The organism is Lewinella sp. IMCC34183 (genome assembly GCF_003390915.1).
Lineage (GTDB): Bacteria > Bacteroidota > Bacteroidia > Chitinophagales > Saprospiraceae > Neolewinella.
Genome location: NZ_QMEM01000001.1, coordinates 301,526 through 328,296, shown reverse-complemented (window position 1 = coordinate 328,296; position 26,771 = coordinate 301,526). Strand labels below are relative to the sequence as shown.

The following is a 26,771-nucleotide window of genomic DNA, read 5'->3' as shown; positions in this document are numbered from 1 at the left end:
GACGCTATAGGCGTACGGAAACGTATATATTCGACTATAGACGAATAAAATACGAGTAATGAGTACTTGCGGTGGGAGTTTTGGGCCTTACCAAATGCACAACCATGAACCAGTTCCATAACCACGTCCAACTCGTCGGCCGCTGCGGCAACGACGTCGCCACGAAGCTACTCTCCGACGGCAGCCGTATTGCCCGTCTGCGGCTGTACCAGCCTGCTCCCCCCCGGTCGCCGGCTGCCGATGGAATGGTGCACCACCTTGTCGCCTGGGATGGTCTGGCCAGACAGATGGAAGCCCGGGTGCGCCGGGGCGATCAGCTGCTGGTGCACGGCCAGCTCCGGCACCGCAAGCGGCACCACGAGGGGGCGACGCTGATCGTAACGGAGGTACACGTGCGTCATTTCGCCCGCTTGCGTGGCGCGAACGCGGGTGCGGAGCCCATCGCTGAAGGACGGAAGCGTAGCGGGCAATGAACGTAGTCAACTTAATCGGTACCGTGGCGGTCGCACCCGTCTACCACTGCTCCGTAAACGCCTACGATCTTGTTCGCCTGCAGTTGATCACCCGCGATGGGCGGGGGGAGAGGCAACGCCACCACTGCCTGGCCTTTGGTCCGGCGGCACTTAGTCTGCACGCCCACCTTGCCCCGGGCAACCAGCTGCTGGTGCGGGGGGAGCTCCGGTACCGGTTCCGCGGGAGCGATGAAACCCGGGAGCGGGTGCCCTACGTGCTGGTCCGTGGCTTCAGTTTTCTGGATGGGCGGCGACTCAGGCGGTCCGCCGCAGCCGCTTTGCCCGCATCCGGGTGACCATGCTGACGAGCAGGCCGAGCATCATGGAGGTAGCACCGATCCAGAACAGATTGATGCCGGGGAACTCGATTGCCTGCAGGGTGATGTAGTCTGTACGGAAGCTGCGGGGGGCCACCGCCAGCGGAATGGACCGGGCGGCCTTCGGTTGTGCCTGCGCGACGCGCAGGGTGGCTTCGTTGGTTTCCGGATTCAGGCTGGTTAGGTGGGCGTAGAGCCCGAGTTCCGAAATTTCGTCGCGCACGCCGCTCGGTTGATTTCCCCGGATCAGGAAGATGGGTTGCATTTCGTACCCCTCGCACTCGAGGAGTGCGCTGACCCAAATGTCCCCGTCGTCCGGCTCGAAGTGGTCCACCCGCGGTTGGGAGATGAAGCGGTCAAAGGTGATCTGCCGGTCGCCGAGGCGGAAGGTGGTCCCCGGGGTCACCACGAACTCGCGGTAGTTGAGGTCCTCGTCCTGTACGAGTAGCTGCTCGAAGACGCTTTCGTCGATCTTGATGCGCAGGGACATGTCGTTGATCTGGGCGGGGAAGTGGTAGAGCAGTCCCTCCCGCAGCACCAATGCGACGTCCGCTACGGTATCGTGGTTGGCAATGCCGCCGGAGCGGTGGGCGTGTACCTGGGCGCCGATGCCGATATCGCCTGGCTCGGGGTCGTATTCCGGGTGATTCGGGTGGCGCGAGAAGTTCTCCAGCCCGATCGTGTAGGTATAGATGATGGAGCTGTTTCGCTGGGGGATAGCGACGGTATCGCGGAAACTGGTTTCCTCCCCACGGACCAGCGGCAGGACGCGGTACTGCAGACTGTCCTCCGTTTCCTGACGGATCTTGACGCTCTGCTCCTCGGGGGGCAGTCCCATGATAACGGTGAAGACGTCACGGTCCCAATAGTGTTTGGTGCTGGGATTAGTAATGGCGATTTTCTCGAAGCCCTTATCGTAGAGTACGTTGGGTTCAAGCTGGAAGCGTTCGACTACTTCTCCGTCCGGGTTCATCCGCTCGTATTCCATCTGGTAGCGGCGGTTCATCCCGTCGATCGTGTCGCCGGTGAAGGTTACGACGTAGTCCTCCATCCCCAGCGGGATGCCCTCGTAGAGTCGTACGGTGCTGCGCGCCAGTTGCTCGTCGTCGGTCAGGCCCTCCATGAGGAACTGGTTCTGAGAAATGATCCGCTTGTTGCCCGAGCTGGCCATTATACCCACCAGCATAATCCCGAATCCGATGTGGCTGACCACGCTACCCGCTACTTTAGGGTCCTTGCGGACGAAGAAGATCAGGTAGTCCAAGTTGGACCACACCGCGAACCAGCCGGCGAAGACCATGATCTTGTACGGAAGGGTGGGGGCGTCGATCCACTGCAGCGTCAGCAAGGTAAGGGCTGCGGCACCGATCAGCGCCGCTCCGCCGTGCACGGAAAAGTAGCGCAGGTGGTTGCTGAACTTGCGCTCCCGCCAGCGCAGGAACTGGGCCACGCCGCTGAGCAGGCCGACGAAGATGCCGATCCAGATCTGGAAGCGGTTGTGGTGGGCCTCCGGTTCGGTGAGGGTCAGGCCGTCGAATACCGGGTTGAAGAACTGTCGGACCTCATTGTACACCGGCAGACTGGTAGAGCCGGTAATAAGGACCGCGGACATGAACAGGGTAAGGCTGCCAATGAACATCCAGAATTCCCGGCTGCTCGTGGCTTCTTCCTCTTCCGGTACCGGTATGCTCCTCCACCGCCAGATGATCAACCCCAGACTGAGCGCGAAATAGAAGACCAGGAACAGCAGCAACTGCGTTTCCAGCCCCATCTCTGTAAAGGCGTGTACGCTCGTATCCCCGAGTACGCCGGAGCGGGTGAGGAAGGTGCTGTACACGATCAGCACGAAAGTGAACAGGTAGAAGAGGTAGGTCGCGCGGATGCCCTGGCCGGTGGCCCGGCTGATGAGGTTGGTGTGGATCCCCGCGACAAGCATGAGCCAGGGTACCAGGCTGGTGTTCTCGACCGGGTCCCACGCCCAGTAGCCACCGAAGTTGAGGGCTTCGTACGCCCAGGCGGCTCCCATCAGGATTCCGATACCAAGGATGCCGGCGCTGAACAGGCTCCATTTCAGCCCGGGCGTCAGCCATTCCTTGTGCCGACCCGTCCACAGGCCCGCCACCGCGTACGCAAAGGGAACCACCGTACTGGCAAAACCGAGAAACAGGGTAGGGGGGTGGATGGTCATCCAGTAATTCTGCAGGCTCGGGTTGAGTCCGTTACCGCGTAGGAGTTCGGTGTAGTCCGCCTGCTGAAAGATGGGAGCGTTCACGGTTTCCCGCAGCAGGAGCAGGGGGTTGGACCCCAGCTTCAGGAACCAGTCGCCGTACCCGAAGTGGACGCCGAGCAGCATGGAAACGATGACCACCTGCACCGAGCAGACCACGGCCATGACGGGCTTTTCCCACGAGCGGGCGGTGACCATCAGAACGTAACCCAGGATGACGTGCCAGAACATCCAGAGCAGAAAACTGCCCTCCTGTCCTTCCCAGAAAGCCGAGAAAATGTAGCGTTGCTGCAACTGCCCGTCGACGTGGGCCGTGACGTACTGGTACTCGTAGTACTGGTTGAGCATCGCGTAGAAGATGCAGCCGATCACGGTAAACACCGCCGCCCCGTGGGCGAGAAAACTCAGTTGCGCGAGGCGCTGCCAGCTACGGCTCCGCAGTACCTCGCCGCGGTACTGGGTGGCGAGAAAGTAGCTGACCATGCTCAGGGCGGCAGCGAAAAAAGCAAGCACGATGGCGAAGTGACCGACGTATCGGGGGCCCAGGTGCTCGTTCAGGTACTGTATTTCTTCCATGTAGGGGTTCAGCTCTCCGTCAGGTTCTTGATCATCTCCTCCTCGTCCTTGTACTTGCTCGGACACTTCATCTGAATGTCGCTGGCAATGAACTGGTGGTCCTTCATGCGGCCGGTGAGGACGATGCTTTCGCTCATCTCAAAGTCCTGGGGCTTTCCCATCAGGAGGACGACCTCGCGCTCCGCACCGGTAAGGTCTTCCAGGTAGAAGCTAAAGTAGTTGGGGTCCGTAAGGGGATCGTAGATTGTAGGCTTGTCCTTGACGTAGGTGCCTACGAGTTGGACCTTGTCGCCCGTTTCCGCCGCGCGGGCGAAATCGGCGTATTCAGAAGTGGCGTTGCCGGTCTGCAGCAGCAGGACCACGGCAATGACGACCAGCAGGACGGCGAGGAGGTAAGACTTCTTCATGGGGTGATGGCGACGTTAAGCGGTTGCGTACAGAGCAAACGCGAAGGTAGCCGGACCGTTGTGCCAGCGGGTCAGCCTACGGTAAAATGCGCCGCCGCGTAGCCTTTCGCCCGCCGGCCGACCCACCCCGGTCCACAACATTTACCCGCTTAGCGTATTTTGTTGCAAGCTATTGTAAACTAAGGACCTATGAACACTTCCTCCGCTACCGCAGTCCTTGCGTGCCTGTTGTTTGCCCTTGCACCCGCGCTCGCCGCCCAAAGCAGCGTCAAGGAGTTTCGGCTGGGGGGGACCGCCCGGATCATCAGTGAAGACTGCATCCGCCTGACCCCGGAGGAATACTACGCGTCCGGCTCGGCGTGGTTCCAGAACCCCATGGACCTGGAATATCCCTTCGAGCTGACCATCGACCTGGTGCTGGGAGACAACGACGACCTGGGGGCCGACGGCATCGTGTTCGTGTTTCACCCGACCATGCAGACCGGCTACCGGGGGGAGGGGATGGGCTTCGCGGGGTTGTACCCTTCGCTGGGCATCGAATTCGATACTTATCAGAACTACCACCTCGGCGATCCCGTTGGCGACCACGTAGCCATCATGCCACACGGACAGGTACACCACGCCCGCAGCCTGGCCGGGCCCGTAGAGGTGGGCAATCTCGAGAACGGGGCCAAGCGCCCGCTCACGATCGGCTGGCACCCCGGAGAGCAGGTCCTGAAGGTGACCCTGGACGGGAAGACCGTCGTGAGCTACACCGGCGACATCATCAACGAGATTTTCGGCGGCAACAGCAAGGTGTACTGGGGGGCAACCGCCGCCACCGCCCGTAAGCTCAATTACCAGGACATCTGCATCCGCAAGCTGGTATACGCCCTGGGCGACTAGCTTACTGCCGTTCGGCGACGCCGTCGCCGTCGGAGAACAGGCGGCCCTGCCCGGGCAGCCAGCCCTCCCCGAATATCTGGTCGCGGTCTTCCAGGAGTACGTTCGTAAACACAGCGTCCTCGATACCGGATTCGGTAAGGCAACCGGATACTACGGTCAGGTTTGACCACGGATGTCCGGCAGCATTCACATTGAGGTACTCACTGAAAACGGTAAACCGGCAGCCCCTTCCGACGATAAAACTGCGGTCAGCGCGCCGACCACCGGAAGGAACGGTTCCAAAACTTGCCGATAATGCTAGATCGTCGGATTGTTCTTTGAAATCAAAATACCGACCATCAATCACCGTACCCAGCGGCAGGGTGTCGCCCAACAGGCTGCTGCTTGTAAGAATGAGCGGGGAAAGGAAGAAGGTGCCGGTGACATCCGGTGGGTTCGCGCCTCCGTGGATCGGCATCCCGACTTCGACGAGACGGTCGAGTACCTCCGACGGTACGATCTGGCGGACCTCGGGGGTCAGGCCATCGCCGTCGAGTGCCACCCGGTCGGTTACCGGATCGCAGGAGACCAGCAGAAAGAATACGGCTACGATGGCGAGGGAAATCAGCGAATACGGCATGGAAGAAAATTTGAAGTTGCCGCTACGGCGCGGCAACGATGATGAACTAATTCCACCGTCCCATTCCAAGTAACCTGCTGCTGTATGTTATATTTTTTTGGCGCAACGCGCGGATGTTCCACGTATCCATAAGCCTGCACGCACCGCTGCTGTTTACCATAGCGGGCTACTACCTTTCCGCCGTTCTGGCGCTGTCCGCCCCTTACCCCGTTCCCTGGGGCGGCGGTTACCCAGGCTGGTCCGCTGCCCCGGTCCGTCAACAGCTTCTCTTCTGCCCGCCGATTCAACGATTGCTTTTTCTGGGCCCCAGTTATCGTGCTGTTTTTCGTGCGGATGCGCCCCGGTTTTTTGGTCGCTTATCGCGGGGGCGGGCGCTTTAGAGCCTACTTCCGGTACTACCTGACGCACGGCGGCGTCAGTTGCGTGGTGGCCCCGGCCCGGTATGCCGAAGTGGTACGTCGGACGCTACCGCAACGCGGAAACCGGGCCCGGACTGGTCAACTCCAAATCACCGGTATGGGTGATACCGGGGGAAGATTTCTTGCAGGCGGAGGTCTTCAGCAACTGGCTGTATGCGACACTGGCTTACCGCTGCAACGGTCGGTTGCGCCGGGTACGGTTTGGTCCGCAGGGGAAGGATTACCGCCGCGACTCCGTGTACATCTTCGTCAGGTAGCGGTAGCGGGGCTCGGCCTTGAAGGGTTCGGCCTTACTGTCGGCGTCAAGGATCATCACTTCCGGGGTCTCACCCTCACCGAGGGCCGGCCACTCCGGTAGGTCCTGGCCGTTGGGGTCCCCCGTCTTGACGAAGTTGGCGAGGTAAGTCACCATCGTCTTTGCTGCCTTGCGGTCCTTTTCCTCCCACTGGTACTGGTCGGATACGTCGAGGTTGCCGAGGAAGTACTCGATGTCGGTCGCGTGGGACGCACCGGGCATCTGCATGGGGTTTTCCGCGCCCTTCAGCGGCGGCCGGATCTCGTCGAAGCGGTAACGGTACACCGGCTGGTCGCTGAAGCGCCGCTGCAGGTCGGCCCACTTCCAGGTGCTGAGTACGATCCAGGTGTCGGAGGCCAGTTCGATCGCGGATCGGGTGGGGGTGTCGGCGTCGTAATATTGCAGCACTTCCTGGCTGTTGTCGGGGAACTGCTCGCCTACCATTTTCCGGAAGGCGTCGGCCGTTTCGGGAAAGCGGCCCCACGGCCGTTCGGTGCTGGTCCAGCCCACGAGCAGCGGTACCTGTGCCTGGGCGCGGTTCTCGAAGGTGATCATGGGGTCCTCGGTCAGGAAGCGGCCATCGATCACTACCGGCGGTCCACCAAGCTGGTTGTCGTTGAAGGCCTCGTAGACCTCCCGCGTGGAAGCCGCCCGGGCCTCGGCCAGCGAAGCGAATCCGGCTGCTTCGAAGAACTTCTCGCCCCACGCCTCACCGTCGCTGAGGGCGGTCACGGGACGCTGGGGATTGACGACGCTGCCGCTTTCGCCGACGGCTCCGGCCAGCAGATCGCGCGCCAGCGGGGAGACCATCTGCGCGCTCACCGACATGGAGCCGGCACTTTCGCCCGCGATGGTGATCTTGTCGGGATCGCCGCCGAAGGCCGCGATGTTATCCTTCACCCACTGGATGGCCGCGGCCTGGTCCATCAGGCCGTAGTTGCCCGAGCCGTTGTAATCCGATGCTGCGGTCAGCTCCGGGTGCGACAGAAAGCCGAAGACGTTGAGCCGGTAGTTGGGGGTCACGACCACCACGCCCTCCTGCGCCAGGCGCTCGCCGTCGTAGCGGCCTTCGTCGCCAGAACCGGCGCTGAAGCCGCCGCCGTAGAAGTACACGAGTACGGGCAGACCGGTCTGCTCACTTTTGGCCGGGGTCCATACGTTGAGATAGAGGCAGTCCTCGCTCACGCTTGGGGAGCGAAAGACCATGTCACTATACACGTACCGCTGTACCGGCCGCGGCCCGAATTCCTTGGCCATCCGGACGCCCTCCCAATCCTCTGCCGGTTGCGGCGGTTGCCAGCGCAGCTCGCCTACGGGCGGGGCGGCAAAGGGGATACCCAGGTAGGACTGCACGCCGGTGCGGGTGCTGTAGTTTCCCTCGAGCTTGCCGTTGGCGACTTCCGTCTGCGTGGCAAAGCCGAAATTGATATCCTGGGCGCTGCCGCGGGTGCTGAGTCCCGTGAACAGGAGTAGGGCAATCAGGTTGAAAAGTCTGTGTTGCATAGCGATCGTTTAAACTTCCCGTCAATATAGTGCGCATTCGGTACACCCGGTGGGACGGAATACCGATCGGTCGGATGACCCCACTCAATCCCCTAAACCAGAGCACCATGCGTTACGCTAGCCTACTGTTACTCACCTTTATTTGCCTTAACTCGATCGCCATGGCTCAGGACCGCATCACCGGATCACTCAATGTTACCCGCTCCGAAGTCCTGGCCCGCAACGGAATGGTGGCTACCAGCCACCCCTTGGCTACCCAGATCGGGCTACAAGTACTCAAGGACGGCGGTAACGCCATCGACGCGGCCATCGCCGCCAACGCGGCGCTGGGCCTCATGGAACCGACCGGCTGTGGCGTAGGGGGTGACCTCTTTGCCATCGTCTGGGATGCCAAGACGCAGCAGGTCTACGGCCTGAACGCCAGCGGCCGCTCCCCGCGGGGGATGACCCTCGCCATGCTCCAAGAGAAGAAGCTGGACGCCATTCCCTCGCTTGGCCCCCTCCCCGTAAGCGTACCCGGCGCCGTCGACGGCTGGTTCAGTCTCCACGAGCGCTTCGGGTCGGTACCCATGGCCGACCTCCTGGCCCCGGCCATCGCCTACGCCGAGGAGGGCTTTCCGCTCACGCAGCTCATCGCCTGGTACATGCAGCGCTCCGTGCCCATGTACATCGCCCGGGGCTTTCCCAACGTCCGGGAAACCTACCTGGGACAGAACGGCGGCGAGCTTCCCGGTGAGGGCGACATTTACCGTAACCCCTTCCTGGCGGAGACCTACCGCCGCCTGGCGGAGGGCGGGCGCGACGCCTTCTACCGGGGGGAAATCGCGTCTACGGTGGCCGAGTTCATCCAGTCGCAGGGCGGTTACCTCTCCGCCGAAGATTTCGCAAATCACGAATCGGAGTGGGTAGAGCCCGTATCCGTCAACTACCGCGGTTACGACGTGTGGGAGCTTCCACCCAACGGACAGGGCATCGCCGCCCTGCAGATGCTCGGGATCCTGGAAGGCTACGATTTCGATACTATCCCCTTCGGCAGCGCCGAGCACCTTCACCTCTTTACCGAGGCCAAAAAACTGGCCTTCGAGGACCGCGCGAAGTACTACGCCGATATGGACTTCGCCAATGTACCGGTCGATCAACTGATCTCCGAAACGTACGCAGCGGAGCGCCGCCAGCTGATGGGCGACCGGGCCACCGTGTACAAGGCGGGCGAGATCAGCGCGGGAGAAACGATCTACCTCACCACGGCCGACAAGGACGGCAACATGGTGTCCCTCATCCAGAGCAACTACCGGGGCATGGGGTCGGGGATGGTGCCCCCGGGGCTTGGCTTCATGCTTCAGGATCGCGGGGAACTCTTCTCGCTGGAAGAAGGGAAAGCCAACACTTACGCCCCGGGCAAGCGCCCCTTCCACACCATCATTCCCGCCTTCATCAGTAAGGACGGAAAGCCTTGGGTAAGTTTCGGGGTTATGGGGGGAGATTTCCAGCCGCAGGGGCACACCCAGATCGTGATGAACCTGATCGACTTCGGCATGAACCTGCAGGAGGCCGGCGATGCGCCCCGCTGGGACCACACCGGCGGGTCATCCCCCACGGGTAACGCGCGCAGCGAAGGACAGGTCAGGGTCGAGTCGGGCATTCCCTACGAAACCGTCCGGGGGCTGATCGACCGCGGACACTCTGTCGGGTTCACCCGCGACGGGTACGGCGGCTACCAGGCCATCCTTCGCGACCCGGGCAATGGCGTTTACCACGGTGCCTCGGAGAGCCGGAAGGACGGACAGGCGGCCGGTTACTAAACCTGAGGCGGCTTACCGCGTGAGGTACTGGCTCCGGTTCTTGTCCAGGTCGCGGAAGAACGGATCGGTCATGTCCTTCACGAAGCGGATGGCCTCGCCGGTCGACTTCATCTCGGGACCGAGCTGCTTGTCGACGTTCGGGAACTTGTTGAAGCTGAAGACCGGCACCTTGATCGCGTAGCCGCTGGGCTGGGGGTTGATGTCGAAGTCCTTCAGCTTATGGGTGCCCAGCATCACCTTGGTGGCGATATTCAGGTAGGGCACCTTGTAGGCCTTGGCAATGAAGGGCGTGGTCCGCGAGGCGCGGGGATTGGCCTCGATCACGTACACTTTCTCTTCGCCGGTTTCCTTGTCCGTCTTGATGGCAAACTGCACGTTCAGCAGGCCGCGGATCTTGAGCGCGAAGGCCAGCTTCTCGGCGTACTCGCGCATCTTATTTACGGCGTCGACGCTGAGGGAGTAGGTCGGTAGCACCGCGCTGGAGTCGCCCGAGTGGATACCGGCCGGCTCGATGTGCTCCATGATGCCCATGATATGAACTTCCTCCCCGTCGCAGATCGCGTCGATCTCGGCCTCCTTGGCGCGGTCGAGGAAGTGGTCGACGAGAACTTCGTCCTCCGGGGCCTTCTTGAAGATCGACAGCACGTGCCGCTCCAGTTCCGCGTCATTGATGACGATGCGCATGTCCTGGCCACCGAGCACGTAGCTGGGGCGTACCAGTACGGGGTACTTCACGCGGTTGGCGACTTCGAGGGCCTGATCGGCGTCCTTGGCGGTACCGAAGTCGGGGTAGGGGATGTCGAGGTCCTTGAGCAGGGACGAGAAGCGGCCGCGGTCCTCGGCGAGGTCCAGGGCGTCGTAGCTCGAGCCCACCAGTTGCACGCCGCGGTTGGTCAGCTCCTCGGCCAGCTTGAGGGCGGTCTGCCCGCCGAGCTGAACGATGATGCCGGCCGGCTTTTCCAATTCGATGATCTCCCAGAGGTGCTCCCAGAAGACGGGCTCGAAGTACAGCTTATCGGCGGTATCGAAGTCGGTAGATACCGTTTCGGGGTTACAATTGACCATGATGGCCTCGAAACCGGCTTCCTGTACCGCTTTAAGTCCGTGTACGCAACAGTAGTCAAATTCAATGCCCTGGCCGATCCGGTTGGGACCGGAGCCAAGCACGATGATCTTCTCCCGGTCCGACACTTCGCTTTCGTTCTCCCCGTCGAAGGTGGAGTAGAAATAGGGCGTGGTCGATTCGAACTCCGCGGCGCAGGTATCGACCATCTTGTAAACGCGCCGAATGCCGAGTTTGTAGCGCTGCTTGGTGACGGTCTCCTCGTCGACGCGCAGCAAGTAGGCGATCTGGATGTCGGAATAACCGACCTCCTTCAGTTCGCGGAAGAAGGGCTCGGGGATGTCCTCGGGCACGTTGTACTTCAGCAGTTCGGCGTCGTAGTCCACCAGCCGTTTGATCTGGTTGATGAACCAGGGGTCGATCTTGGTGAGCTTCTGGATGGTCTTGCGGGGCACGCCGAGGCGCAGGGCGTCCTTCAGGCGGAAGATGCGGTCCTCGCTGACGTTCTCGAGCCGGTCGAGGATGTCGTCGGTCTTGATCCACTCCTTGATGTCGGAGCCCAGGCCGGCGCGGCCGTTCTCCAGCGACTGGCAGGCCTTCTGCAGGGCCTCGAGGAAGTTGCGGCCGATGCCCATGACCTCACCCACCGACTTCATTTGCAGGCCGAGCTTGTGGTCGGCACCGGGAAACTTGTTGAAGTTCCACCGCGGGATCTTCACGATCACGTAGTCGAGGGTCGGCTCGAAAAAGGCCGAGGTCGTCTTCGTGATCTGATTCTTTAGCTCGTCCAGGCGGTAGCCCAGGGCGAGTTTTGCCGCGATCTTGGCGATCGGGTAGCCGGTGGCCTTCGAGGCGAGGGCCGAGGAGCGGCTCACCCGGGGGTTGATCTCGATCACGATGAGCTCCTCGGTCTCGGGATTCTGGCTGAACTGGATGTTGCAGCCGCCGGCGAAGTTGCCCATCGAGCGCATGGCGTGGATGGCCTGGTCGCGCATGTCCTGGTAGGCGGTGTCGGAGAGCGTCATGGCCGGGGCCACGGTGATGGAGTCGCCGGTGTGGATGCCCATCGGGTCGAAGTTCTCGACCGTACAGATGATGACCACGTTGTCCGCGCTGTCGCGGAGCAGCTCCAGCTCGAATTCCTTCCACCCCAGTACGGCCTTATCGATCAGCACTTCGTGGGTGGGGCTGGCGTCGAGGCCCCGGCGCAGCATCTCGGGGTATTCGTCCTCGTTGAAGCAGAAGCCGCCGCCGAAGCCCCCCAGCGTGTAGCTGGGCCGGATGACGAGCGGGAAGCCGATCTCCTGGGCGGCCTCCATGCCCTCCAGGAAGGAGTTGGCGATCATGGCGGGGGCGCACTTCAGCCCGATCTCTTCCATGTGCTTGCGGAAGGCTTCCCGGTTCTCGGCAAGCTCGATGGCTTCGAGGTCCACGCCGATCAGGCGAACGTTGTACTTGTCCCATAGGCCCACCTCGCCGCACTCGATGGCCAGGTTGAGGGCCGACTGTCCGCCCATCGTGGGCAGAACCGCGTCGATCTGTGGCTGCTCCTTGAGTACCTGCTCGACGTGCTCGATATCGAGGGGCAGCAGGTAGACGTGGTCGGCCGTCATCGGATCGGTCATGATCGTGGCCGGGTTGGGGTTGAGGATCGTCACCTCGATCCCTTCCTCCCTCAGGCTTCTGCTGGCTTGCGTTCCTGAATAATCGAATTCACAGGCCTGGCCGATGATGATCGGTCCGGAGCCGATGATGAGCACGGATTTGATACTAGTGTCCTTTGGCATGGGGGAGGGGGTAGGTCAAAATTCCGGCAAAGATAACACGACCCGGCCCATTTACGGCGACGGAGCGCGGGTGCAATGTGCTCCACCGGGGCAATTTCATCTGGCGTTGGCCACTGTAGAACCCGTGGCTTGTTACTTCCGGGGGGCGTTGCTACCTTTGTCCTCCGAAACCGATCACCTCCGGAGGAATGGCAGAGTGGTTGAATGCACCGGTCTTGAAAACCGACGTACCGCAAGGTACCGGGGGTTCGAATCCCTCTTCCTCCGCCACTTTTCACCGCACCTGTGCTCCGCCGCCTGATAAAAAAGGCCCCGCAGGATACCGGCCGCATATCGGCACTATCCTGTCGGGGCTAAGAAAACGGGGCCGGCCTTAACACCTAATGGCCGGTCTGAAACTGTGTTTGCGTAGTGTCTAAGTTTTTGGTGGTGCTATTCCCTGCCAGACCGTATGCGGATTCGCCTGTAGCCCAGTTGTTCGACGATCAGGTTCCACAGCGTCTCATAGGGGACGAGCTCCATGTAGTAATCGAGCCGGGACTCGTTGAGTGGGTATTTCTGTAATTGTTCCACGTAGCGTCGCGTGTGCCGCTCTACCGCCGTGCGGTGGAATTGCTGGGTGGACAGCTGCGCCAGCGCCTTGAGAAAGATGCGCACCCGGCGGTATTCCGGGCCACGAAGGTGGCGGGTGGCGTACTTGCCGATCGACTCGATGCTGTGGGTCGACTTGGTGTGCCGGCGATTGATCACGTGATCCACGATCTCGATGATCAGCAGGTGAATGTTGCGGTGGCTCTTTTCGCCCGCGGCAAAGTCGAAGGAGTTGATGAACCGGGATATCCGGAATCGTTCGACCGTGGAATCCTCCGCGTCCGGGACGATCTGGCCCAGCCGTATCAGCAGGTAGAGGTACGCCTCCATGATCCGGAAGGTCTCGTTGTAGTAGGATAGCAGGTCCGACGTCAGGGTGTCGGGGTCGATGCTGCGGTAGCTGGCGTAGGCCTCCTGAAACCGTCCGGCCCGCAGGGCTAGTAGCAGCAGCAGTTCGTGGACCTTCAGATAATTATAATCGTCTGGGGAGGTCTTGGCAAGTAGCCGGCGGGCAAATTCGGTACCCCGTTGGTAATCGTTGAGTTGGGTGTAGGCCACCGTGAGGTTGGCTTCGAACACCTGGTACATCGTAGGCAGCGCACCTTCTTTTTGATCCAGGTAGGCGATGGCCCGTTCCGCTACGCCGATGACCCGCTCGTAATCGTTGACTGCCAGATACTTGTTTAATTGCAACAAGAAAACAATATAGGATACGATAGCCCGGTCGTGCCGTTCGATAAGGGGGGCACTGCGTTCGTATCCGGCGCTTGCCGCGGATACGATCGTTTCGGCGTCCGCATGGGTGTTGCGCAGGAAGGTCACCTGATTCAGGTCGGCTACCGCATCTTCAAAGTCCCGGGTCAGGCGACGGTAAGTGGAGGATTGCTCCGCGAAATATTCGTACCTGCTACGGTCGAAGCGGCGGTTGGCGTACTGCCGGCGCAGCATCACCGCGGTGCGGTAGGCCGCCTCGACCATATCGTGACTGACCGCAATACGGTGGGCCTCCTCGAGGTAGGGCAGCAGGACCCGGCTGCGAATGGAAGTGCGAAGTTGCTGACCGATAGCGATCAGTTTCCACACGTAAGCTAGGGTGCGCTGTCGCCGATCGGCGGAACGGTCCGAGACGTGAATCGCGGTCAGGGCGTTGACGAGCTTAATTTTGAGCCGGTGCTTGACCTTGCGAAAGGCCGGCGTGCCGGGGCGGAGCGCCAGGGCTTCGGCAGCCCCTTCGCGGGTAGGTTCCTCCGCGTTTTGTAAATACGTGAAGAGTGTCTGTAAACTGGTGTCGTGGGTGTCTTGGCAGGTACATAGGGTGTAGTCCTTGCCCAGAAGCCCGACGAGCTCGGATAAGTCATTCATTAGGTAAGGAAAAAGCGCTGTGGGAAGATTCTAGCCTCTCCCCCCGACAGTCAAAAAGATAATCGGAGAAAACCGGTAAAGCAGCCCGCCAAAAGGCGGGAAGGGTCTTTCGTTCCTGGGTTCGGTGTAGGTACGTCGGTTTCCCCTGGGGGGGATTCACATACGCCTTTTTCGTATTTGAAACCAGGAAACACCGGTTCGTCTATCTGCGCATTTCCAACCTAAGTGAGTTCCTTTTGCTCCGATATCTGCAACGGGTACGCTCGTTCGTGTACCGATCACCCAAGTGGGGGCCCGACCGGTCTTCGTGGGAACCGCGTTGACCAACGTTAAATTTATCGGTGCCTGGCGTTTGGGCGCATGCTAGGCCAGCTGCCCGTCAATCCAGTCGGCGACATCGCTGAGAATCGCCTCCCGCTCGGGTTCGTGGTGCAGCTCGTGGTAAGCCCCCGCGTAGCTGCGAAAGGAAACGCCGGGGGAGCGGGCGGCAAAGGCGGCACTCTCCGCGTGGGAGGTGATGGCATCGCCGGTACCGTGGATGAGCAGGGCGGGCACGGGCAGCGGCCCCGCGTAGGCGCGTAGCGCCGCTGCGCGCTCGAGCAGGTCGATGCCCGTCTGGCTGCTCAGCCGGTCGTGGACAAAGGGGTCCGCGCGGTAGTCCTCTACCACGCTGGGATTCCGGCTCAGTTTAGTGGCATCTACCTGATTGCTTAGCGTGAAGGTGGGGTAGATGCGGCGCATCAGTTTTCCGACCGCGACGACCACCGGGTTCGGACGAAAGGCTTCGGCGATGTGCGGCGCGCTGAGGATAGCTCCGCGGATGGTTGGTTTCCGGTGAATGAGGTACTGGAGCAGCAGCTGCCCGCCCATGCTGTGCCCGTAAAGAAATACCGGTACGCCGGGGTAGCGTCGCTCGCACTGCACGCGCAGCTGGGCGACGCCGTCGAGGTAATTGCGGTAGTCGGCGGTATAGCCCTTGCGTCCCTCGCTGCGGCCGAACCCCTGCCGGTCGTAGCCGACGACCGCGAAGCCGCGTCGGTTGAAGAAGTCCGCTAGCCCGTCGTACCGCCGGCAGTGCTCCCCTAGGCCGTGGATCACCCCGAGTACCGCGCGCGGCGCGTCCTGCCGCCAGTCTACCGCGTATAGCCTGAGCCCCTGTTCGTTTTTCCAGCTGAATTCTTCGGTCATACGGGTAAGGTAAACCCTGGCGCAGACTCCCACATCGGATGTCCTCGACATCCGATGTGGGAGTCTGCGCACAATAGCGCAACTAACTGAATATCAAAAATTTAATTAAATATGTCAAAGGAAAGGGAACAAACCATCGCTGAAGATGCCGGCTGCCCCCGGGTTAATCCGCTCTTTCCACATCCGATGTGCGGCCACGGGGTTAGCTACCTTTGCCACCATGAAAGACTACCCCAGAATCGTTTTTATGGGCACGCCCGACTTTGCCGTGCCGAGCCTGGAGGGCCTCGTCAAAGCTGGCTACCCGGTCGTGGGCGTAATCACCTCTACCGACAAGCTCGGCGGCCGGGGGGGGAAGCAATTGCTGGAATCCGCGGTCAAGCTCGCCGCCGTGCGCCTAAGCATCCCGGTACTGCAGCCGAAGAACCTCAAGGACCCCGGTTTCCACGCCGACCTCCGTGCTCTCCGCGCCGACCTGCAAATCGTAGTCGCTTTCCGGATGCTGCCCGAGGCGGTGTGGGACATGCCCGCCCTGGGCACCTTTAACCTGCACGGTTCCTTGCTTCCCAAGTACCGTGGAGCCGCCCCCATCAACTGGGCCGTGATAAACGGAGAGACCGAAACGGGTGCCACCACTTTCTTTATCCGCCACGAAATCGATACCGGCGACGTGCTCCTCCGTACCCGCCTCCCAATCGGGAAAAACGACACGGCCGGTGACGTCCACGACCGCATGATGGAGCAGGGCGCGCAGCTGGTCGTCGATACCGTGGCGCTCATCGTGTCCGGGGAGTATACCCTGGAGCAGCAGGACGATGCCCTGGCCACCCCCGCCCCGAAACTGAACCGGGAAAACTGCCGGATCGACTTCGACCGACCCGTGCGGGAGGTCCACGACTTCGTGCGTGGCCTCAGTCCCTGGCCCGCCGCCTGGACGCTGCTCGAGGGCAAGCAACTCAAACTGATCCGATCCTCGGTCGAGGGTGGGGGCCCCAACGAGCCGGTCGGATCCATGGTCACAGACAACAAGACCTTCCTGAAGGTTGCCTGCCACGACGGTTACCTGCAGGTCCACGATCTGCAGCTCGCCGGCCGGCGGCGCATGGAGACGGAAGAATTTCTGCGGGGCACTTCGCTTCCAATCCCGACCGTCCTGGGATAGACTGCCTGGAGGACACCCGTGACCCGGTTCGAGCCGCGTTTGTCGCGACAAGTTTACTACCTTGGTTGGGCCAACCCCAACCGTATGAAACTGATTTTCCCCCTCCTGTTTGCTGCTGCCTTTCTGCCGGCGCAGGAACTCTACTTCGCCGATGCGCCCGCCCTCACGCCGGATGGATCTACCCTCATTTTTAGTTACCATACCGACCTGTGGCGCGTGCCCGCGGAGGGCGGAACGGCACTCCGGATCACCGCCCTGGAGGGCAACGAAAGTTACGCCAGCGTCAGTCCCGACGGCAAGTGGCTGGCCTTCAGTTCCGATCAGTACGGGAACCGCGACGTGTTCATTATGCCACTGGCGGGTGGCGAGATCACCCAGCTCACCTTCCACGAAGCCGACGATACGGTTGAGGGCTGGTCGTGGGACAGCGGGACGCTCTACTTTACGTCCGGGCGCTACAACCGCATGTCTACTTACACGGTACCGGTTACGGGCGGTACGCCCCGCCGCCTTTTCGGCAGTAATTACTTCAACAACGTACACAACGCGGTCGAGCACCCGGACGGGAGGGTGTTCTTTAACGAGAGCTGGGAAAGCAGCCTCTTCGTACACCGTAAGCGGTACCGGGGGCCGTATAACCCGGACATCAAAAGCTACGCAAGTGCTGACGATTCTTACATCAGGCACACGGACTGGGAAGGCAAGGACATGCTACCGGTCATCGACCGCGAGGGCAACGTCTACTTTATCAGCGACCGGGACAACGACGAGTACAACCTCTACGCCCTGACCGACGGTGCCCCCCGCCGCCTGTTCACCGCCGGGAGCTCGCTATTTTCTCCGACGGTAAGTGCGGACGGCAGCCGCCTGGCTTACGTCAAGGATTATCAACTCTATACCTATTCCGTAGCGGACCAACGGGAAAAACGCGTGCCGGTCGTCGTCAACGACTTCGTTGGTCTGGCCAAAACCCAGGATTTTTCCACCGAGGGGGAGATCACTGCATTTGACGTTGCGCCCGACGGCAAAAAGCTGGCATTTGTCTCCCGCGGGGAGCTTTTCGTGTCGGATATGGAGGGCAAGTTCATCCAACAGCTCATGACCGGCGACGGCCGGGTGGGGGAGGTGCACTGGCTCCGCGACAGCAAGACCTTGCTGTTCAATCAGACCGTTGACGGATACCAGAACTGGTTCAGCCTGCCGGGCGACGGCAGCGGTACACCCGTCCAGCATACGGATGAGACGCGCAATAACCGGGGCCTGGTGATCAGCCACGACACCAGCCGGGCCGTCTACCTGAGCGGCCGGGACGAGCTCCGGATGCTCGACCTGAAATCCTTTGCTTCAACCACCATTCTCCAGGACGAATTATGGGCCATTCAGAACACCCTGCCGCGGTGGTCGCCGGATGACGCCTACATCGCCGTGAACGTGCGCCGCGATTTTGAGATGGACATTATGATCCACGACGTTGCCGCCAATGAGAACGTTAACCTGACCGAAACCGGCGTTTCCGAATGGGGTCCCTACTGGTCCCCGGACGGCCGCTACCTCTACTTCAACTCGGCGCGCCACCAGCCCGCCTATCCGCGCGGCGGGGGAGATATGAACGTTTACCGCATCCCCCTGCGTCGCTACGGCGAGCCGTTCCGCGCGCAGCGCTTTGCCGGCTTGTTCGAGAAGGATACGACGAGCAAGGACTCCGTTACCATCATCGAGCGCGACGGGATTATGGAACGCATGGAGCAGATCGGGGTAAGCTTCGGATCACAGGCCGGGGTGGCAGTCGTACAAGAGGGCGACAAGCAGATCGTCCTTTACGGTGGCGATCAGGAGGGGGGTAAATCCCAATTGTTCAAAACCGTGCTTGAACCCTTCGAGGAGCCCAAAACCGAATCGATCGAGGCACAGGGCATAGGCAGCGCCGACGACCTTGTCGTTGCCGACGGCAAGTATTACCTCCTGGGGCGCGGCCGGGTAATGAAGCTCGATCTCGGTAAGAACAAGGCCGAAGCCATCGAACTGAAGCATACGTTCCGCCGCGCCCTGCGGCCCGAGTTCGAACAGATGTACTACGAGACGTGGGCCAACCTGGAGGAAAACTTCTACGACGCCGACTTCCACCAGGTGGACTGGGGGGAACTGCGCGACCACTACGCGAGGTACCTCCCCTACGTCACCACCCGGGCCGACCTGCGCCGCCTGACCAACGACCTGCTCGGCGAGCTTAATACGTCCCACTTCGGGTTCTACTCGAGCGGTGAGGAGGAGGAAACTACCTTCGGGTCCCGCACCCTTGACCTGGGCCTGGAATTTGACCCCGCTGACCCCTACCGGGTTTCCGTAGTGCTGCCGGACGGCCCGGCCGACTATTACGGTACCGATATCCGTCCCGGGGACCGGCTGGTCGCGATCGAAGGGGTGGCCGTAGACCCCGCCCGAAACCGGGAATATTACCTGGCCCAGCCGAGCGTGGATGAGGAGGTATCGGTCACGTTCGAGCGGAGCGGCACCCGCCGGCAGGTGCGCCTTCATCCGCAATCGTACAACGCCGTCAATACCAGCCGGTACGACGCCTGGATTGAGGCGAATCAGCAAGCCGTGGATACCGCCACCAATCGCCAGGTCGCCTACGTGCATATGAAAAATATGGGCGGTGGTTCCCTTGACGACTTTCTAGATGAAATGGTCTCGGAGGGTTACCAACGCGAGGGCGGGCTTATCCTCGACCTCCGGTACAACACCGGAGGCAACGTCCACGATGCCGTACTCCAGTTTCTGAGCCAGCGGCCTTACCTGCAGTGGAAGTACCGCTCCGGTGCCCTCACCGTGCAGCCCAATTTCACGCCGGACGCCAAGCCCATTGTACTACTCATCAACGAGCAGAGCCTCAGCGACGCCGAGATGACCGCCGAAGGCTTCCAGACCCTCGGCCTCGGCGTGACGGTCGGCATGCCCACCTACCGCTGGATCATCTTCACGTCGGGCGGGCGCCTCGTAGACGGATCCTCCTACCGACTCCCGAGCTGGGGCTGCTACACCCTGGAAGGACAAAACCTCGAAAAGACCGGCGTGGAGCCTGACATCCGGGTAGATAATACCATGCTGGATCGCCTCCACGGACGCGATCCGCAGCTGCAACGCGCTATACAGGAAGTTATCCGTGCCAGAAAGAAATGATCAGGGACGGATCACGACTAAGCCTTCCTGCAGGGGATCGAGGTGCTCGATGAGCACCTCGAAGAAAGCATCGCCTTCCTGCAAGTAGAAATTGAGGAAACTGTCGTAACGCTCCTGCATCCCGTTGTCGGGGAAAAGCTTGTCGCGCAGGCCGCGGATCTGGTTCATGCTGGTTTCGAAGCGCTGTTTTTCGGTGCGACGCAGGCGACCTTCCAGGTTCTCTACCGACTTGGCCTGCCGGGCGTGCTCGCCGAGAACGGCCTTCGCCAGCGTGGGATCGATCTCCTCGGCCTTCTTTGCGATGCCCTGGAATAGGGCTTCGAGCTGCTCGAGCTCGTCGGCCAGGCTCAGTTCGTTTTCCGACTGTTCCGCTACGTAGTCGCGGATAATCAGGTCGGACTCATGGAATAGTTTGCGGTAGTCGAGGTCCAGTTTCTCCAGCTTTTTCTGGTTTCCCTTATCGATCCACAGGACCGAGTTGCGCCGGATGAGCATCGGAAAGTTGATACCGAACTCCTTGAATTGCTCTTTGCGTTCCAGCCAGTAGGCGAGTTCACCACCACCGCCGATGTAGGCCAGGTTCGGGAAGATCAGTTCCTCGAAGAGAGGCCGCATCACCACGTTCGGGCTGAAGCGCTCGGGGTGCTCTTCCAGTTCCTTCCGAAGCTCCTGCTGCGTAAACGTTTTGTCCGTGTCCAGGACCCGGAAGCCATCACCGTCTCGCACGAGCCGGTCGCGCCGGTTAGGCGTCAGGTAGAAGAGGTTGATCTCGCGGGCGTGGGCCTGCCCGCTGTATCCGATACCTTCCAGCTTCTTTTGCGCCTGCTCGATAAGCGGCTGACTTACCGACTCGAAGATCTCACGTTCCATGATCGGGCGGAAGGCGGCTTTGAACGCCGGCCGGCTCATGTCGACCGTGACGAGCCCATGGGGGCCGAACAGTTCGTGGACCAGCGCTACCGTGGCCGCGCCGTAGTGGTCGTGCTGGCGGAAGGACCGCTCGATCTTGTCGTAGATAGTTACCGCGGTTTCCCGGTCGCCCAGAATATCCTTCAGCTGCGCCAGGGCGTCGCCCAGGGTGTCGGTGGTGTAGGCCGATACCGGACCGCCCTGCTTATCCTCCCACTCGATCCGATTGCCATAGACCTGCAGGTGATTGACCTCTTCAAAATCGTGGTCCTCACCGCCGCAGATGAAGACCGGCACGATTCGCTTGTCGGGGTACCGCTCGTTGAGCTGCCGCGCCAGATTGATCGCCGAGCATATCTTGAGCACGAAGTAGAGCGGGCCGAAAAACAGCGAGGGCTGGTGGGCGGTGATCACGGTGTAGGCGTTGCGCGACCGCAGGTGCTGTACCGCCCCGGAAACTGCATCAAATTCAGGCAAGTCGGCGAATTGCCGCTCCAGCTCGCCGACGAGTAATTCGCGGTCGGTGTCGTCGGCGTCCTTGTCCTGCATCACCTGCGCGAACGCATCCAGGGTGACGGGGTATTTCCGAAAGGGGACGAGGTCCTCGCTGCCGGTGGCGTAGGCCACGTCGCGCTTCGAAAACTGGGGTATCTCAGTAAATGGAATCCGATCTATTTTCATGGCTAAGGGTACAAGATTTGCCGCTAAAGGTTTGCCGTACCTTTGGGCATGCGTTTGATCTGGCGGTTCCTCCGGTACCCGGTATACCTACTCCTGTTCTACTTTGCCGGCATTCTGGTCTACGGCACCCTCACCGACTGGAAACCCACCGGGGACGACCCGCTGGCACCCGTTAGCGGAGGCAGCCCCACGCTGGACACCATCAAGGATCCCTCGATCACCCTGCTTACCTGGAATGTAGGCTACGGCGGTCTCGGGGCCGAGGATTACTTCTTCTACAACCGGGGCGACTTCTTCTGGACCGATCTGGGCCGCGCCCGCAGTCCGCGCACCAATGTGGAACGTTACGTCGCCGGCCAGCGGCTGACGGTCGCCAACACCGAGAGTGACATTTTTTTGCTGCAGGAAGTGGACCGCCATAGCCGCCGCAGCTACTACACCGACCAGGTGGATACGGTCGTCGCGGCCCGCCCGGAGTATTCCGCCTACTATGCCCCCAACTTCCGCAGTCGTCGGGTGCCGATCCCCCTGCTACAGCCCTGGGATCACTACGGGGAGGTAGAGAGCGGCCTGGTATCGCTCGCCGGGTTTCCGGCCTCCTCCGCGGAGCGGCTCCAATTGCCGGGCGAGCACCCCTGGCCCACCCGGCTCTTTCAACTCGACCGCTGCGCCCTCCGGCAGGTCTTCCCGACTGCCTGGGGCAAGGAACTGGTGGTCTACAACATCCACCTGTCCGCCTACGACGCCGACGGTAGCCTGCGGCGGCAGCAGATGGACTTTCTTCGTGAGCGGGTGCTGGCCGACTACGGCGCGGGACGCTACGTCATCGTCGGGGGCGACTGGAACCAGGTGCCCCCTGGCTTCAACTGGTTCTCCCTGAACCCCACCGTCGAGGAGGCGCAGTTGCCTCCCGCGATCGCCTTCGACTACTTCCCGCCCGGTTGGGCCTGGGGCTACGATCCCGGTGACGCGACCGTCAGAACCTCCGATACAACTTACGACGCCCACCGGAGTCGGCGCAGCGTGATCGACTACTACCTGTGCAGTCCGGACGTGCGCCTCCACCTCGTCCGCGCGATCAACCAGGATTTTCGCTTCAGCGACCACCAACCGGTGTACCTTGAAGCCGAACTGATGCGGAATTAAACTGTTATGGCCCCCATGAACTACACCCGCCACTTTATCTTCCTGCTTGCCCTTGGTTTCTACGCCTGCGGTGGCTCCGATATTGATCCCACTACCGCAACGGTTGATGCAACCGACCAGGAAACCAACCCCGCCGCCGAAGGCTTCGACGCGGAAGGTTCCGACGCACGCGCCATCGCCATCGCCGATAGCGTCGTCGCCCGCCACGGCGGCCGGCAGGCCTACGACGATGCCCGCTACATCAGCTGGAATTTCTTCGGGGCCCGCGACCTTGTATGGGACAAGGAAGAGGAGCGGGTACGCATCGAGGTGCCGAAGGACGAACTCATCTACCTGCTTGACTACAGCGGCGGCGACGAGCTGACCGGGGCCGTACGCAAAGAGGGCACGGAAATGACCGACCCCGACAGCATTCAGATCTACCTCCAGTCGGCCAACTCCATGTTCATCAACGACAGCTATTGGCTGGTACAACCCTTCAAGCTGAAGGATAGCGGCGTCACCCTGAAGTACGTAGGTGAAGAAACCGACCCCCAGAAAAGCCGCCCCTCCGAAGTGATCGAACTCACCTTCAAGGAAGTGGGTGATACCCCGGGCAACCGCTACCGTATTTTCGTCGATAAGGAAAACTACCGGTTCAATACCTGGCAGTTCTTCCGGGCGGCCGCCGACTCGACCGCTTCCCTGGAAACGCCCTGGAATGGCTACCAGCAGTACGACGGTATCTGGCTCTCCGGCGACCGGGGCGGGCGCTTCCAGCTCGGTAACATCGCGGTCACCGACGAGATGGACGACGCCGTGTTTACCCAGTTTTAGGGTGCGGAAACCCCGCGATCAAAACCCGATCCGTTTGCGCTGAATGGATAGCTCGCGGGGGTCGAGCTTGAGGTGCTCGATATCGGCCTTGGCAATGCGGGCACTGGAGCTGCGCTTACTGCTTTTAGTAACGGATGCCTGACGGAGATCGTGGCGGCGAATGATGTCATCGACCAGCTGCCGGACCGTGCGTGCGTTTCCGAAGTAGGGGTCGCGGTACTTGTGCAAAAACACGAGGTATTCCTTCAGGTGCTGTCGGGCCGGCGCGGATATCTGTGCCCTCTGCCGGCGCAGCATGCGGTCCGCGATCTCCATCAGCTGCTCGGGGCTGTAGTCGTCGAAACGCAGGGTTTTATCGAAGCGGCTGCTCAGGCCCGGGTTCGCCTTTAAGAAGCTGTCCATGTTGTCGGGATAACCGGCTACGCAGACGAAAAACTCCCCCCGCTGGTCCTCCATGCGCTTCAGCAGGGTCTGGATGGCCTCGTCCCCGAAGTCGCCCCGCTGACCCGTACTGTGCTGGGTGAGAGCGTAGGCCTCGTCGATGAAGAGGACGCCGCCGATCGCCTCTTCGATCACTTTGGCCGTCTTTTCCGCCGTCTGCCCCACGTAACCGGCGACCAGACCCTGGCGGTCGGTCTCCACGATGTGGCCGCGCTCGAGGATCCCCAGGGCGTTGTACAGGGTGGCCAGGATGCGCGCGACCGTGGTTTTCCCCGTACCGGGGTTGCCCACCAGCACCGTATGCAGGTGAAATGCATTGAGTACGTCACGGCCCGTTTTGCGGTAGTACCGCACCAGGCTGACGAGTTCATGAAGTTGGGACTTAACACTCTCCAGGCCTACGAGCGTATCGAGCTCGGCCAGCGTGGTTTCGAGGAGTTTCTCGTTCACCGGTATGGCCGGCCGCGCCCGTTCGACCAGGGTCTGGATATTCATGACGTCGTCCACCTCGATGGTACTGAGGTACTCGTCGGAGAGGGAGTCACCGGTGTCGTCCTTGCGCATGATGCGCAGCGCCATCTGCACCTTGGCCTTCTCGATGAGGTCGTGCACGTAGCGGGCATTGCCGAAACTGCGGTCGCGACCGCGGTAAGCCTTGGTAATGGTGGCGTCGACCAGTGCCTTCGCTTCGCCGGTAAAGACAACGCCCTGTTTGCGGGCCGCGTAATCGGCGATCTGGCTGAGTTCCTGGGGTAGGAAGTTGCGAAATTCGAAGTAGTGCTTGAACCGCGACTTGAGTCCGGTATTGCTCTCCAGGAACCGGTTCATCTCGTCGGTATATCCGGCCACGATGACGGCCAGGTCGCCTACGCCATTGGACATTTCCTTCACCAGGATCTCGATCACCTCCCGCCCAAAGTCCTTCCCGTCGTCGTTGTTGCGGGCCAGCGAGTACGCCTCGTCGATGAAGAGTACGCCCCCCCGGGCGCTTTCGATCACCTCCCGCGTCTTCGGGGCGGTTTGTCCGATGTATTCCCCGACGAGGTCAACGCGGTCGGCGATCACGGTGTGTCCGCTGGTGAGCAGGCCCATCTTTTTGTACAGCTTGCCCATCATGCGGGCCACGGTCGTCTTGCCCGTACCGGGGTTGCCGCTGAACACGGCGTGAACATCGATGCCCGTATCCATCTCGAATCCACGCTTCTGCCGCAGCTGCAGGAACTGGATATATACGGCGTGATCGCGGACCTGCTGCTTCACCTCCTGCAGTCCGATCAGGTCGTTCAGGTCGGTGAGGATGTGCTCGAAGTCTTCCTCGTCCTCTTCCTCCTCCGTCAGGGTTACGGGGTGGTCGATGCCCGGTAGGTACACCGCGGGCCGGCCGGTGAGTACCTCGTCGCTTACTTCGAAGGGGACGGAAGCCAGGAGGCAATCCAGAAAGACGATGTCCGCCGAGTACCGGTCGGCCTGCCACAAATTGGGGCTGGCCGATCCCCAGCCCACGGACATGTGAATTACCTCCTGCTGTGGGTTCACCTGTACGAGGCGGCTTACCTGCCCCTTGAGGTCCCGCGCCTGGTTGTGGAATTTGGAGAACAGCTCCAACTGCCAACTGCAGTTAGGCTGCAGGTTCCGGAATTCCAGCTCGAGGTACACGTAGCGCGTACCCTGTACGGAGAATTGCCGCAGGTAGGTCCGGTCATCGGCCGAAAGGTCGTCGTAGGGGCCCTCATAGAGTTTGACCGAGGTAAGCTTCAGGTACTGGTCCGCGATACGCCCGAGCGGGGCGAGTTCCAGTTCATCGTCCTCTACGCGGCTCCGCTCGGGTTCGATGAGATAGAAGTACTTGGTACCCACTTTCTGGCCGTCGATGTAGGCCTCCCAGCAGTAGGTTCCCGCTTTCCAGATGCTGCCCTTCTTGGGGTTGCCCCAACCCTCGCGTATGTAGACAAGCGGGTCGAACCGGCTTACTTCCTTATCTACCGTCAGGGAACAAAGCTCGGTGCGGGCCAGGTCGTCCGCACTGAAACAGCGCAACGTCACTTGTAACGTCCAGTCGGAGACGTCGAAGCGTTTGTTGTGCAGCGACAGCTCGGCGTAGACATAGGAGGTTTCGTAGCGGTCGAAGACCTGGCGGTACTTCTTCACGTTGTCCCACAGGTACTCCGTGGAATTGTAGACTTTAAGCTCCCGTACCTTGTAGGGTGGGGCGGTCGCCGTTTTTTTCTTGCTGTCGGGCATGGTTAAGGTAAAGTAAGCGTTAAGGATGCAATTGCGCGGGTTTGCCCGGTATTAATTGAGTCGATTAGTCGTCGGTCGGCAACTTACCGTAAGTATGCTTGGGTTATCTTACGACTGGATCACCAATCGCTACCCGCATGAACTCCAAGGCCCTCACCGAAATGAGGTGGCGCCGCTACGACGGCCGCCGCATCGAGTTGCCCATTGCCGAGGCGGTGGAAGAAACCCTGCGCCGGGAGATTGCCGCCGGTCACCGCCTCAAGGTCTGTATCGGGACCGACAGCCAGGTGCGCGGCAAGACCATCGAGTTCGCTACCGTCATCGTTTTCCTGCGGGAAAAGCGGGGCGGCTTCATGTACATCGCCAACTACAAAAGCGAGATCCGCATGAGCCTGCGGGAACGCATGATCCTCGAGGTAGGCCGCTCAGTAGAGATCGCCTATGCCCTGTGCGGTGTTCTGGATATGCACGACGTCGAGCTGGAAGTGCACGCCGACATCAATACCGATCCCCATTTCCAGAGCAACGTAGCCCTCAAGGAAGCCATGGGCTATATCCTCGGTATGGGCTTCGTGTTCAAGGCCAAGCCGGACGCCTTCGCCTCCTCCGCCTGTGCCGACAAGGTGTGCTGACCCCCGGGGG

The 26,771-nt window shown here is 61.1% G+C and carries 19 protein-coding genes and 1 tRNA gene; 11 read left to right on the top strand and 9 right to left on the bottom strand.

Going from position 1 to position 26,771, the window contains the following annotated elements; all coding sequences use genetic code 11:
* Nucleotides 1-104: 104 nt before the first annotated feature.
* Nucleotides 105-473 (top strand): single-stranded DNA-binding protein, encoded by a 369-nt coding sequence (locus DQG19_RS01380; protein WP_116124433.1) that lies wholly within the window; start codon nt 105-107, stop codon nt 471-473.
* Nucleotides 470-808: a single-stranded DNA-binding protein gene (locus DQG19_RS01375; protein ID WP_116124432.1), complete on the top strand. Its 339-nt coding sequence runs from the start codon at nt 470-472 to the stop codon at nt 806-808. The genes DQG19_RS01380 and DQG19_RS01375 overlap by 4 nt, the downstream gene beginning before the upstream one ends.
* Here DQG19_RS01375 and ccsA read toward each other — a convergent pair.
* Complete coding sequence (ccsA, locus tag DQG19_RS01370; RefSeq protein ID WP_116124431.1) at nt 768-3,632, bottom strand: cytochrome c biogenesis protein CcsA; 2,865 nt, start codon at nt 3,630-3,632, stop codon at nt 768-770. The genes DQG19_RS01375 and ccsA overlap by 41 nt on opposite strands.
* A gap of 8 nt (nt 3,633-3,640) precedes the next feature.
* Nucleotides 3,641-4,039: a cytochrome c maturation protein CcmE gene (locus tag DQG19_RS01365; protein ID WP_116124430.1), complete on the bottom strand. Its 399-nt coding sequence runs from the start codon at nt 4,037-4,039 to the stop codon at nt 3,641-3,643.
* A gap of 189 nt (nt 4,040-4,228) precedes the next feature.
* Between DQG19_RS01365 and DQG19_RS01360 the strand changes: the two genes are divergently transcribed.
* Nucleotides 4,229-4,924: an L-type lectin-domain containing protein gene (locus DQG19_RS01360; protein WP_116124429.1), complete on the top strand. Its 696-nt coding sequence runs from the start codon at nt 4,229-4,231 to the stop codon at nt 4,922-4,924.
* Nucleotide 4,925: 1 nt separating this feature from the next.
* Here DQG19_RS01360 and DQG19_RS01355 read toward each other — a convergent pair whose 3' ends face one another.
* On the bottom strand, nt 4,926-5,543 hold the full coding sequence (locus tag DQG19_RS01355; protein ID WP_116124428.1) for a hypothetical protein: 618 nt from the start codon (nt 5,541-5,543) through the stop codon (nt 4,926-4,928).
* 442 nt (nt 5,544-5,985) lie between these two features.
* On the opposite strand from DQG19_RS01355, the gene DQG19_RS01350 reads away from it, so the two are divergent.
* Entirely contained in the window at nt 5,986-6,219 is a 234-nt protein-coding gene (locus DQG19_RS01350) for a hypothetical protein (protein WP_116124427.1), read from the top strand.
* On the opposite strand, the gene DQG19_RS01345 is transcribed toward DQG19_RS01350, so the two are convergent.
* Complete coding sequence (locus DQG19_RS01345) at nt 6,183-7,760, bottom strand: carboxylesterase/lipase family protein (protein WP_116124426.1); 1,578 nt, start codon at nt 7,758-7,760, stop codon at nt 6,183-6,185. The genes DQG19_RS01350 and DQG19_RS01345 overlap by 37 nt on opposite strands.
* Nucleotides 7,761-7,867: 107 nt before the next feature.
* On the opposite strand from DQG19_RS01345, the gene ggt reads away from it, so the two are divergent.
* Complete coding sequence (gene ggt / locus DQG19_RS01340; protein ID WP_116125155.1) at nt 7,868-9,562, top strand: gamma-glutamyltransferase; 1,695 nt, start codon at nt 7,868-7,870, stop codon at nt 9,560-9,562.
* 12 nt (nt 9,563-9,574) lie between these two features.
* Here the strand turns inward: ggt and carB are convergent, their stop codons facing one another.
* Entirely contained in the window at nt 9,575-12,412 is a 2,838-nt protein-coding gene (gene carB, locus DQG19_RS01335) for a carbamoyl-phosphate synthase large subunit (protein ID WP_116124425.1), read from the bottom strand.
* A 182-nt stretch (nt 12,413-12,594) separates the two neighbouring features.
* Here carB and DQG19_RS01330 point away from each other — a divergent pair.
* Nucleotides 12,595-12,682 (top strand) — tRNA-Ser (locus tag DQG19_RS01330).
* Nucleotides 12,683-12,844: 162 nt separating this feature from the next.
* On the opposite strand, the gene DQG19_RS01325 is transcribed toward DQG19_RS01330, so the two are convergent.
* Both DQG19_RS01325 and DQG19_RS01320 read right to left on the bottom strand, forming a co-directional pair.
* Complete coding sequence (locus DQG19_RS01325) at nt 12,845-14,365, bottom strand: hypothetical protein (RefSeq protein WP_116124424.1); 1,521 nt, start codon at nt 14,363-14,365, stop codon at nt 12,845-12,847.
* Nucleotides 14,366-14,728: 363 nt separating this feature from the next.
* Entirely contained in the window at nt 14,729-15,553 is an 825-nt protein-coding gene (locus tag DQG19_RS01320) for an alpha/beta hydrolase (RefSeq protein WP_116124423.1), read from the bottom strand.
* Between the two features lie 220 nt (nt 15,554-15,773).
* Here DQG19_RS01320 and fmt point away from each other — a divergent pair, with 220 nt between their 5' ends.
* Entirely contained in the window at nt 15,774-16,715 is a 942-nt protein-coding gene (fmt, locus tag DQG19_RS01315) for a methionyl-tRNA formyltransferase (protein ID WP_232826410.1), read from the top strand.
* Between the two features lie 84 nt (nt 16,716-16,799).
* Complete coding sequence (locus tag DQG19_RS01310) at nt 16,800-19,895, top strand: S41 family peptidase (RefSeq protein ID WP_116124422.1); 3,096 nt, start codon at nt 16,800-16,802, stop codon at nt 19,893-19,895.
* On the opposite strand, the gene bshC is transcribed toward DQG19_RS01310, so the two are convergent.
* Complete coding sequence (gene bshC, locus DQG19_RS01305) at nt 19,896-21,485, bottom strand: bacillithiol biosynthesis cysteine-adding enzyme BshC (RefSeq protein WP_116124421.1); 1,590 nt, start codon at nt 21,483-21,485, stop codon at nt 19,896-19,898. It abuts the gene before it with no gap.
* 48 nt (nt 21,486-21,533) lie between these two features.
* Between bshC and DQG19_RS01300 the strand changes: the two genes are divergently transcribed.
* Both DQG19_RS01300 and DQG19_RS01295 read left to right on the top strand, forming a co-directional pair.
* Nucleotides 21,534-22,631: an endonuclease/exonuclease/phosphatase family protein gene (locus DQG19_RS01300; RefSeq protein ID WP_116124420.1), complete on the top strand. Its 1,098-nt coding sequence runs from the start codon at nt 21,534-21,536 to the stop codon at nt 22,629-22,631.
* A 15-nt stretch (nt 22,632-22,646) separates the two neighbouring features.
* Nucleotides 22,647-23,447 carry a hypothetical protein gene (locus tag DQG19_RS01295; RefSeq protein WP_198661622.1) on the top strand — a complete coding sequence of 267 codons (801 nt, stop codon included), beginning with the start codon at nt 22,647-22,649 and terminating at the stop codon, nt 23,445-23,447.
* Nucleotides 23,448-23,465: 18 nt separating this feature from the next.
* On the opposite strand, the gene DQG19_RS01290 is transcribed toward DQG19_RS01295, so the two are convergent.
* Nucleotides 23,466-26,129 carry an AAA family ATPase gene (locus DQG19_RS01290; RefSeq protein ID WP_116124419.1) on the bottom strand — a complete coding sequence of 888 codons (2,664 nt, stop codon included), beginning with the start codon at nt 26,127-26,129 and terminating at the stop codon, nt 23,466-23,468.
* A gap of 161 nt (nt 26,130-26,290) precedes the next feature.
* Here DQG19_RS01290 and DQG19_RS01285 point away from each other — a divergent pair, with 161 nt between their 5' ends.
* Complete coding sequence (locus tag DQG19_RS01285) at nt 26,291-26,761, top strand: ribonuclease H-like YkuK family protein (RefSeq protein WP_116125152.1); 471 nt, start codon at nt 26,291-26,293, stop codon at nt 26,759-26,761.
* Nucleotides 26,762-26,771 lie beyond the last annotated feature (10 nt).

Coding starts and splice junctions, on each gene's coding strand:
- DQG19_RS01380 (WP_116124433.1), top strand. CDS start 105: ATGAACCAGTTCCATAACCACGTCCAACTCGTCGGCCGCTGCGGCAAC.
- DQG19_RS01375 (WP_116124432.1), top strand. CDS start 470: ATGAACGTAGTCAACTTAATCGGTACCGTGGCGGTCGCACCCGTCTAC.
- ccsA (WP_116124431.1), bottom strand. CDS start 3,632: ATGGAAGAAATACAGTACCTGAACGAGCACCTGGGCCCCCGATACGTC.
- DQG19_RS01365 (WP_116124430.1), bottom strand. CDS start 4,039: ATGAAGAAGTCTTACCTCCTCGCCGTCCTGCTGGTCGTCATTGCCGTG.
- DQG19_RS01360 (WP_116124429.1), top strand. CDS start 4,229: ATGAACACTTCCTCCGCTACCGCAGTCCTTGCGTGCCTGTTGTTTGCC.
- DQG19_RS01355 (WP_116124428.1), bottom strand. CDS start 5,543: ATGCCGTATTCGCTGATTTCCCTCGCCATCGTAGCCGTATTCTTTCTG.
- DQG19_RS01350 (WP_116124427.1), top strand. CDS start 5,986: ATGCCGAAGTGGTACGTCGGACGCTACCGCAACGCGGAAACCGGGCCC.
- DQG19_RS01345 (WP_116124426.1), bottom strand. CDS start 7,760: ATGCAACACAGACTTTTCAACCTGATTGCCCTACTCCTGTTCACGGGA.
- ggt (WP_116125155.1), top strand. CDS start 7,868: ATGCGTTACGCTAGCCTACTGTTACTCACCTTTATTTGCCTTAACTCG.
- carB (WP_116124425.1), bottom strand. CDS start 12,412: ATGCCAAAGGACACTAGTATCAAATCCGTGCTCATCATCGGCTCCGGA.
- DQG19_RS01325 (WP_116124424.1), bottom strand. CDS start 14,365: ATGAATGACTTATCCGAGCTCGTCGGGCTTCTGGGCAAGGACTACACC.
- DQG19_RS01320 (WP_116124423.1), bottom strand. CDS start 15,553: ATGACCGAAGAATTCAGCTGGAAAAACGAACAGGGGCTCAGGCTATAC.
- fmt (WP_232826410.1), top strand. CDS start 15,774: ATGAAAGACTACCCCAGAATCGTTTTTATGGGCACGCCCGACTTTGCC.
- DQG19_RS01310 (WP_116124422.1), top strand. CDS start 16,800: ATGAAACTGATTTTCCCCCTCCTGTTTGCTGCTGCCTTTCTGCCGGCG.
- bshC (WP_116124421.1), bottom strand. CDS start 21,485: ATGAAAATAGATCGGATTCCATTTACTGAGATACCCCAGTTTTCGAAG.
- DQG19_RS01300 (WP_116124420.1), top strand. CDS start 21,534: ATGCGTTTGATCTGGCGGTTCCTCCGGTACCCGGTATACCTACTCCTG.
- DQG19_RS01295 (WP_198661622.1), top strand. CDS start 22,647: ATGAACTACACCCGCCACTTTATCTTCCTGCTTGCCCTTGGTTTCTAC.
- DQG19_RS01290 (WP_116124419.1), bottom strand. CDS start 26,129: ATGCCCGACAGCAAGAAAAAAACGGCGACCGCCCCACCCTACAAGGTA.
- DQG19_RS01285 (WP_116125152.1), top strand. CDS start 26,291: ATGAGGTGGCGCCGCTACGACGGCCGCCGCATCGAGTTGCCCATTGCC.